Below are 8,451 nucleotides of genomic sequence, written 5' to 3'. Positions count from 1 at the left end.
CGGCGCTAACCGCGCCCACTGCGCGTCCGTCAACATCTGTTCCATGCCGCAAAATAACCACTGTTAACACTTCCTAGCAATGCCAGAGTAGGCGTGGTAGCTTCAGTAGGTGAAAATGGCGCCGTTGATTGACTTCGACAAACCTTGGTCTGCGGCGCTCCTTTATATTCGCCGGTTGATGTACTTTTCTGCTATGCGCCGCTACTCCTCCCTCCTTTTTCCGGTTCTGTTTCTTAGCCTCAGCACGCTGGGCTGCTCCCACAATCCGCCCGAAACCAGCCGCCCGCCCCTGCCCACCGGGCCACCGGCCATTCCGGTGGAATCGGCGGATGGCGCTGCGCAGACGGGTGCGGGCAGTTTGCTGGAAACCTTCGAGGCAGGTAGCAAAGGCGCTTATGCCGGAGCCGATGAAGCACTGAGTACGGGCCCCTGGCGTTTCGAGGAAGCCCTGATTGGCACCTCCGACCAAGACCACAAAAACGGGCAGCACGCCGCCCGCCTCCGCCCCAAAGGCCGCCTGCGTATGAACTTCGACGCCCGCAGTGGGGTGCGCGCCATTCGTATCAGCAGCGCCGCGTATGGTTCCGATGCAGCCAGCACTTGGGAACTGTGGGGCAGCACCGACGGTGGCCGGAACTTCCGCCGCATTGGGCAGCCGGTCCGCACTCAAGGGCCGCGCCTGACGGTCAGCACGTTTCAGGGGGGCACCACGGGGCCGCTACGGCTGGAAATCAGGAAGGTGGATGCGGGCAGCGGCCGCCTCAATATTGATGACGTAACGCTGGAAACTGGTTCTGGTGTGCCTGTTACGGGTGGTGGCTCAACGCCCACTCCCGCCGTTCCCCAAGCTCCTAAGCCCTCCAAACCCCAGGACCCCAACACAGCGGTGGTCGTCAGCCGCGACAATAACATGGCGCTTGGCAACCCCAGCGGCGCCACAGCCAGCCCTAGCACGCCCAATAACTACCTGCTGGTGAAGCCGCAATTCGCCATCGGCTACAATGCCCAGCGCGGCACGCCCACCTGGGTGAGCTGGCACCTGAACCGCGCCTGGATGGGCTCGGCCCCGCGCCAGGATGATTTCCGCCCCGACCCAGCGCTGCCCAGTGGCATCTACGCCGTATCGCGCAACAGCTATTCCGGCTCGGGTTTCGATAAAGGCCACAACTGCCCCAGCGCCGACCGCACCACCGACCTCGACGACAACTCGGCCACGTTCCTGATGACCAACATGATTCCGCAGGCCGCCAACAACAACCAGCGGACCTGGGGCAACCTGGAAGAATGGACCCGCGCCCAAGTGCAGCGCGGCCAGGAAGTGTACGTGGTAATGGGCTGCTACGGCAAAGGCGGCACCGGCCTCAACGGCCTGAAAACCACCATCGACAACGGCCGCGTGACGGTGCCGGCCCGGGTATGGAAGGTACTGGTAATTCTGCCCGAAGGCACCAACGACCTCCAGCGCATTGCCGCCGGCCAGGCCCGCATTCTGGCCGTGGATACCCCCAACGACCAGTCCGTCAGCCCCGACTGGAGCCGTTACCGCGTGAGCATTGATGCGCTGGAAGCCGCTACCGGCCTCGACTTGCTGAGCGCCCTACCCCCGGCCGTCCAGACTCGCCTGCAAGCACAAGCGGATACCGGCCCAACGCGGTAGGAATCAACAACTCCTTATCCGGTAGGGCTAACTTTCATGGATAGCAACCAAATCGTCTGTCATGCTGAGCGGAGCCGAAGCATCTCGCGTGCTGACTCAGGATTACTAACCCAACCTCAGCACGCGAGATGCTTCGGCTCCGCTCAGCATGACGGTCTATGAACCTTGTATGCCTTATCAGAGCATCGGGGGGAATTGACTAGCTGCGGCCACCTCTCTTTCCTGTTTTAGTAAGGCCAGCGCATTTTTCCAATACCTTTGTTAAGGCCGTACCGCTGGTGCGGCTGTTGTGCTGCTCCTTCTGCCCCGCCCATTTTGCCTTTTCGTTGGAGGCATTGTGGGCTTTTTCGTGGCCGCTTCCGCCTCCGTTCAGGGGCTTTTAGTATTACCATTTTCTTCCTGCTTACTGCCCATGACCACCAACACGCTTCCTACTTCCGCCACTCCTTCGCGCCTGGTGCACCGGGTGGCGGTGGGGGCTTCGTTCTTTTTGCAGGGCTTGTGCTTTTCCACCTGGGCGGCGCGCATTTCTACGGTGCAGCAGCGCCTGGGCCTTTCCGATACCGAGCTGGGCGGGGTACTACTGGCGGTGCCGGTGGGGCTGTTGCTGTCGTTGCCGCTGTCGGGGTGGCTGGTGGCCCGGTATGGCAGCAAGCTACTGGTGGTGCTGGGGCTGCTACTGTATGCCACGGTGCTGCCGCTACTGGGGCTGGCGGCTACCACGGTGCAGCTAATGGGCGGGCTGGTATTTTTCGGGCTGGCCGCCAACATGGCCAATATCAGCGTGAATACCCAGGCCGTGGGCGTGGAGGCGCTGTATGGTAAGTCGATTATGGCTTCGTTTCACGGCATCTGGAGCTTAGCGGGCTTTACGGGCGCGGCCATTGGTACGCTCATGCTGGCTGGCCACGTAGAGCCTCTCACCCACTTCGGCTTCATTACGGCTGCCGTGGTGCTGGGCGTGCTGCTGATGCGGCCCTACCTATTGCCCCAGGACACCGGCCACGATGCCAGCCAGCCCATTTTCGTGCTGCCCGACAAGTCGTTGCTGGTGCTGGGGGCGCTGGCGTTCTGCTCGATGCTGGGCGAGGGTACCATGTTCGATTGGAGCGGGGTGTATTTCCGCAAGGTGGTGCAGGCACCTACCACGTGGGTGGGCGTGGGCTTCACCGCCTTCATGAGCACCATGGCCGCCGGCCGGTTCGTGGCCGACTGGTTCACCGACCGGTTTGGGCGGCAGCGGACCTTGCAGCTAAGCGGCCTGTTTATGGCGGCGGGGCTGCTGCTGGCCGTGGCGCTGCCTACGCTGGTGCCCGCTACCGTGGGGTTTATGCTGGTGGGCGTGGGGGTGTCGTCGGTGGTGCCGCTGGTGTATGGCGCGGCGGGCCGGTCGTCGGTAATGTCGGCGGGCATGGCGCTGGCGGCCGTTTCCACGGTGGGCTTCGCGGGGTTTCTGCTGGGGCCGCCCCTGATTGGGCTGGTGGCTGGCGTTAGCAGTTTGCGGGTGTCGTTTGCGCTTATTGCGCTGGTGGGCTTGTGCATGACGGTGCTGGCCAGCCGGGCGCGGGTCTGAAAAACGAAGTGTTCCGTATACAGAGGGTTGCTCTGCCCAATAGGCCGACACGCATTCTGTAACCCTCTGACTTGCTTATCGTCATGGCCAACAACATCTATTCGCCCCGCCAGCAGTACGTGCTGCTCATTACGTGTTTGTTGGTGCTGGCCGGCCTTATTCTGTTCGGGCTAGGCAGCTACATCACCGGGTTCCTAGGGGCGGGCATCCTGTTCGTGGTGTTTCGGCCGTGGTATAAGGCGCTGGTGCACCGGCGCAACTGGAACCGTTACGTCGTGACGGTGGGCATTCTGGTGTTTGCGCTGGTGGTTATCATTCTGCCCTTCACGGCGCTTATTCTGATGATTGTCAACCGCATCAGCTACTACGCTCAGGATACCAGCCAGATTATGAGCGTGCTGCACACCATTGAGCACAAAACCGGCTTCACGTTCACCAACGAGCAAACGGTTCGGTCGTTGTTGCAGCAGGGCGTGGCCTGGCTAAGCCAGCGGCTGCCTTCGTTGGCCAGCAGCGTGTTGCATTTCGTGGTGGTTATCGGGCTGATGCTGTTCACGCTGTACTTCATGTTCACGCAGGAAGGCAGCTTCCTGAAAGGCTTGCGCCGCTACCTGCCTTTCCGGGATGGTACGCTGGAAGAGCTGGGCGAATCGTTGAAAAACAACGTGAATGCCAACGTGCTGGGGCAGGCGCTTATTTCGTTGGTGCAAGCCGTGCTGACGGGCCTGGCCCTCTTGCTGTTCAAGGTGCCCGATGCGCTGTTTTGGGGCACGGTGTCGTTTTTTCTGGCTTTCGTGCCGGTGCTGGGCACGCCGCTGGTGTGGGGGCCGGCCGCCGTGCTCAAGCTTACACAGGGCGCTACTGGCCAGGGCGTGGGCATTCTGCTGGTCGGGCTTGTCGTCATCATGAACATTGATAACCTGCTGCGCATTGTGCTGGCCCGCCGCATTGGAGATATTCACCCGCTTATTACGCTGGCGGGCGTGGTGCTGGGCGTGAATATTTTCGGGATTCTGGGGCTGGTGCTGGGGCCGTTGCTGCTCTCGTATTTCATTGTGCTGATGCGGGTATTTGAGCGCGAAAACCTGCACCGTCCGGCCCCGGTTGTGGAAATTCAGACTCCGCCCACCAACGAGGCGCACCCGCAGCCCTAGCTACCGGCTACTTCGCAAACCGCTCCCCAAAGAAATTACCGGCGTTCCAGGTAGGGCGCTGCGGTTCGTTGGCTATCAGGTAGCCAATCAGGAAGTTGAGTTGGGCGTACTGGCGGCCCGCCTCGAAGTCGAAGATGCCATTCAGGTCGTCCTGGGGTTTGTGGTAGTAGCGGGCGCGCCACTGCTGCACCTGCTCACTGAGGTTGTGGCGGCCGTCGGCGGTTTTGTTGCCGTATTTGATGTGCAAAGCCGGGATACCCTGCGTAACGAAGCTGTACTGGTCGGAGCGGATGAAACGGTTTTGCGCGGGTTCGGGGTCCACTTCCACGCTCAAACTCATCATGCGGGTGGCTTCGGCCACCGGCGTTGCCAACGACGAGTTTTCGGCCCCCAACGCCACCACCGACAGCAGCGGCGCAATAATGGTGGGCATGTCGGTGTTGATGTTGGCCACCAACTGGTTTTTGGGCACCGTAGGATTACGGGCAAAATAGGCCGAGCCCATAAGCCCCATTTCCTCCCCCGTTACCATAGTCAGCAACACCGAGCGGCGCGGCTTTTCCTTGAGGCGGCTATACACGCCCGCAATTTCCAACAAGCTAGCTACGCCGGTGGCATTGTCGTGGGCACCATTGTATAGCGAGTCGCCTTCAATGGGCGCGCCCACGCCCAGGTGGTCGAGGTGGGCGGTGTGCACCACGTACTCGTCGCGCAGCTGCGGGTCGGCGCCGGGTACCTTACCCACCACGTTGTAGCTCTCTACATCCTGGTAGCGGCTGCGTTGGGTGGCGGCTAGGCGCGGCAGCAAAGCTACCGAAGCGGGCTTGCCGGCCCGTAGGGCGGCCAAGGCGCGGGTGGTATCGGTGGCGGCTCCACTGAACAGCTGCTGCAAGGCGGCGGCACTTATTGAGCCCACTATCCGCAGCGGCGCGCCACTGTAGGTGCGCGACACCTCTACTTTGCCGCCCGCATTCAGCACACTTACCAGGCCCTTTATTGGTTCCGGGGGCTTCACGTTGGGTTTCACAGCGGCCAGCAGTACGCCCACCGCGCCGTGCCGGGCAGCGGTTTGCAATACCGTCAGCAGGTCGGTGTTGTAGAGGCGCACGGCATCCGGAAACTGCCGGGGTTCCTGCCGGGTAACGACTACAATCTTGCCGGTAGCATCGAGGCCGGCGTAGTCATCATATCCTAATTCGGGCGCGCTGATACCGAACCCCGCAAATACCAGCGGGGCGGTTACCGTAGTGCTGGTTTCCGCCGGGTTGGGGTAAAACGTGAAATCCTGCCCGTAGGTGAGTGGCCGCGCCGGCCCTTGTACGGGTTGGATTTGCAGCGTGGCCCCAGGCTCGGTAAAGGCCCGGCGCAGGCGCACCGTTTGCAGGTAGGTACCGTTTTCGCCGGCGGGCAGCACCCCGTATTTCTGGTACTGGCTTATCACGTAATCCACTGCCAATTGGTAGCCCGCCGTACCCGGCAGCCGCCCCCGTAGCTTGTCGTCGGCCAGGTACTGCACGTGCGCCCGGTAGCCGGCGGCACTTACTTTGCTGAGCGGCTTGCGCAGCGCTTTTGGCGGTGCGGTGGGCTGCGCAACTGCCTGATACGCTGTCCAACAGCTTAGCAGTAGGAAGGCCGTACGTACAGTCCGCATTGGGCTTGATAAGCGCATGTATTACTGATTATTTGATAAGGTCGTTCGGGGCAGGTTTCCACCCTTCGGGCAATGGTTGGCGGCCTTTTGTATCACGTGCCAAAAATTGACGCACCGTACGGCCATCCTTACGAGCGTAATAGTGCTGCACGTAGAGGGTATCAGCCGGAATTTGCCGGCCGAATTGAACCGTTAGGGTGTGATTGACAGAATCCCCATTCAGGGTTTCCGGCAGGCCATACATCACAAAATCAAGTGAGCCATCAGGTCGGTATTGCTTCCAGATGCCTTTATATGTCACCCTGTCGGCAGGGGTCGTATAGATGTTTTCTGCCTGCAGCTGCCCGTGGCGTGAAAGACGGTGCCACGTTCCGTGCGGCGTAAATTGGTATCGGCCGTCTGCCCATTTCACTTGCAATGGCCCTTCATCATAGTAGGAGTGCCAAATGTCACCGTACACTTTATGCGTTTTCTCTACGGTTTCTCCGCGTTGCGCAACGGCTATTTCCTCTTTTGTAAGGTGCCTGCTGTATTCTCGGTAGTTGATGCGCTGCCAGCCAGCATCTGAAATTGGCTTGCCCAAAAAGTAAATCCCCGTGCCCAGCACAATGCCAATCGGTAGAAACAACTGCCACATAGAGGTACTATTCTCGAATTTATATAGGTTCAGTACGCGGTGAATATACCCAGATACAGCAGAAGCACTTCTCCAGCGCCGTTCTGATTCGCGCTGAAGAAGTGCTTCCAACTATTGATTCGTCACTCAGTCAGATTAGGTTTCCGTGAGTACGGTTTTGAAGCCGGCTAGCTTACCGTCCTCGGTCTTGCCCAGCGCGTACACCTTCACTTGGGGACCGGTGCCAATGCGGTACACCTTGGTTTCCTGCAAATCCTGCTTCATAAACATCTGCAAGGCCTTGAACCGGTTGGCTTGCGCCGGGTCGCCGAGCACGCCTTGGTCGGCGGTGTGGTTGCGCAGGAAGAGGGTCAGTTCCTTGGTTTCCACTTTGGCATCGGCGGGCTCCCCAAGCAGCTTTAGCACGGCAGCATCGGTTAGCTCACCAGCTGGGGCGGCGTAGCTCACCGGCTCCAGCGGCGCCTCCGATTCACTCATGAACACCAGGCCTTTGGTGAGCTGTTGCAGCTGCGCAGCAGGTCCGTCGGCCGTGGGAGCAGCAGCCGGCTCATTCGCTTCGGTGGTTTCGCGGCTGCCCTTCGATTCGAGCGGAGCCGGCGGCGTACTGCCGCTGGCAGCACCCGGCACCTTGGCGGCAATGGCAGCGGCCAGTTCCTTCATCCGGTCTTCGGCCACTTTGATTTTGGGGTTGGCGAAATTCATATCGGCCACCTTGTTCATCGGAATCAGGTGGATGTGGGCGTGCGGTACTTCCAGCCCGATAACCGCCACCCCAATGCGCCGGCACGGCACGGCCGCCGCTACGCCCTTGGCCACGCGCTGCGCAAACAGGTGCAGCGCCGCCAGCTCTTCGGCCGGCATATCAAAAATGTAATCCACTTCGCGCTTGGGAATTACCAGCGTGTGGCCTTCTACCAAAGGCGTAATATCAAGAAACGCCAGATGCTGGTCGTCTTCAGCGACCTTGTATGCTGGCAGCTCGCCAGACACAATACGGGAGAAAATGGAAGGCATGCGGTGAGATAGTGAACTAGTGAAATGGTGAGTTTGACGTTCAGTAGCGGTAGTAAAGCCCCAAGAATGGCGCTATGAGCTGTGACAAAGTACGTGGCAAAACGCAAAAGGGCGAAGCCAGTGGCTTCGCCCTTTTGAAAATGGCAAATATTAAAACTCACCATTTCACTAGTTCACTACTCACCGCTACCGGCTGATTTCCAGAATCTGAAACTGAAGCTTGCCGGCCGGAACGGTTATTTCGGCGGTGTCGCCGGCCGATTTGCCCAGCAGGCCTTTGCCGATGGGCGACTTCACGGAGATTTTACCGGCCGCCAGGTTAGCTTCTTCCTCGGCTACCAGCGTGTAGTCGAGCACCATATTGTTCTTGAGGTTCTTTAGCTTCACCTTGCTCATAATGAGCACCTTGGTTAGGTCCAGGTTCGACTCGTCGAGGAGGCGGGCGTTGCCTACCACTTCCTCCAGCTTGGCTATTTTCAATTCCAGCAGACCCTGCGCGTCCTTGGCCGCGTCGTACTCGGCGTTTTCACTTAGGTCTCCCTTGTCACGCGCTTCGCGTAGGTCGTCGGCCGCTTTGGCCCGGCCCCGGATTTTGAGGTCTTGCAATTCGTCTTTCAGTTTCTGAAGACCCTCGGGCGTATAGTAGTTGATGGTAGACATGATGGGATGATAGTAAGCGCAAAAAACAAGGAGAACGGTCAGCGGCGCCGACCGTTCTCCCAAACCTGGTTTAGGCAAATATACATAGTTTCTGGAATGAAGATT

General features: G+C 59.8%; 7 protein-coding genes. 3 read left to right on the top strand and 4 right to left on the bottom strand.

Annotated elements, in window-relative coordinates; translation table 11 throughout:
- The first annotated feature begins 193 nt into the window (after nucleotides 1–193).
- The 3 genes from J0X19_RS24940 (at nucleotide 194) to J0X19_RS23795 (ending at nucleotide 4,384) form a co-directional block, all read left to right on the top strand.
- Nucleotides 194–1,657 carry a DNA/RNA non-specific endonuclease gene (locus J0X19_RS24940; RefSeq protein ID WP_242583349.1) on the top strand — a complete coding sequence of 488 codons (1,464 nt, stop codon included), beginning with the start codon at nucleotides 194–196 and terminating at the stop codon, nucleotides 1,655–1,657.
- Nucleotides 1,658–2,069: 412 nt separating this feature from the next.
- Nucleotides 2,070–3,230: an MFS transporter gene (locus J0X19_RS23800; protein WP_206986918.1), complete on the top strand. Its 1,161-nt coding sequence runs from the start codon at nucleotides 2,070–2,072 to the stop codon at nucleotides 3,228–3,230.
- 83 nt (nucleotides 3,231–3,313) lie between these two features.
- The gene (locus J0X19_RS23795; protein ID WP_206986917.1) at nucleotides 3,314–4,384 is read left to right on the top strand and encodes an AI-2E family transporter; all 1,071 of its coding nucleotides are present in this window, start codon (nucleotides 3,314–3,316) and stop codon (nucleotides 4,382–4,384) included.
- Between the two features lie 7 nt (nucleotides 4,385–4,391).
- On the opposite strand, the gene J0X19_RS23790 is transcribed toward J0X19_RS23795, so the two are convergent.
- From J0X19_RS23790 to greA, 4 genes are all read right to left on the bottom strand, one after another.
- Complete coding sequence (locus J0X19_RS23790; protein ID WP_206986916.1) at nucleotides 4,392–6,035, bottom strand: M28 family peptidase; 1,644 nt, start codon at nucleotides 6,033–6,035, stop codon at nucleotides 4,392–4,394.
- Between the two features lie 28 nt (nucleotides 6,036–6,063).
- A complete protein-coding gene (locus J0X19_RS23785) occupies nucleotides 6,064–6,672 on the bottom strand; it encodes a hypothetical protein (protein WP_206986915.1) in 609 nt (202 codons plus the stop codon).
- A 135-nt stretch (nucleotides 6,673–6,807) separates the two neighbouring features.
- Nucleotides 6,808–7,686, bottom strand: a complete 879-nt coding sequence (locus J0X19_RS25195) for a nuclease A inhibitor family protein (protein WP_206986914.1) — start codon at nucleotides 7,684–7,686, stop codon at nucleotides 6,808–6,810.
- Nucleotides 7,687–7,872: 186 nt separating this feature from the next.
- Nucleotides 7,873–8,346, bottom strand: coding sequence for a transcription elongation factor GreA (gene greA / locus J0X19_RS23775; RefSeq protein ID WP_206986913.1), 474 nt, complete (start codon nucleotides 8,344–8,346; stop codon nucleotides 7,873–7,875).
- Nucleotides 8,347–8,451: the final 105 nt, after the last annotated feature.

Origin of the sequence: Hymenobacter telluris, from assembly GCF_017313265.1 — a bacterium.
In the GTDB taxonomy this organism is placed as follows: Bacteria; Bacteroidota; Bacteroidia; order Cytophagales; family Hymenobacteraceae; genus Hymenobacter; species Hymenobacter telluris.
Note: the sequence above shows the minus strand (reverse complement) of the source record. Positions and strands in the feature narration are given on the sequence as shown.

What these genes read in the sequence shown, in the direction of transcription:
- J0X19_RS24940 (WP_242583349.1), top strand. Translation starts at nt 194, where the DNA reads ATGCGCCGCTACTCCTCCCTCCTTTTTCCGGTTCTGTTTCTTAGCCTC.
- J0X19_RS23800 (WP_206986918.1), top strand. Translation starts at nt 2,070, where the DNA reads ATGACCACCAACACGCTTCCTACTTCCGCCACTCCTTCGCGCCTGGTG.
- J0X19_RS23795 (WP_206986917.1), top strand. Translation starts at nt 3,314, where the DNA reads ATGGCCAACAACATCTATTCGCCCCGCCAGCAGTACGTGCTGCTCATT.
- J0X19_RS23790 (WP_206986916.1), bottom strand. Translation starts at nt 6,035, where the DNA reads ATGCGGACTGTACGTACGGCCTTCCTACTGCTAAGCTGTTGGACAGCG.
- J0X19_RS23785 (WP_206986915.1), bottom strand. Translation starts at nt 6,672, where the DNA reads ATGTGGCAGTTGTTTCTACCGATTGGCATTGTGCTGGGCACGGGGATT.
- J0X19_RS25195 (WP_206986914.1), bottom strand. Translation starts at nt 7,686, where the DNA reads ATGCCTTCCATTTTCTCCCGTATTGTGTCTGGCGAGCTGCCAGCATAC.
- greA (WP_206986913.1), bottom strand. Translation starts at nt 8,346, where the DNA reads ATGTCTACCATCAACTACTATACGCCCGAGGGTCTTCAGAAACTGAAA.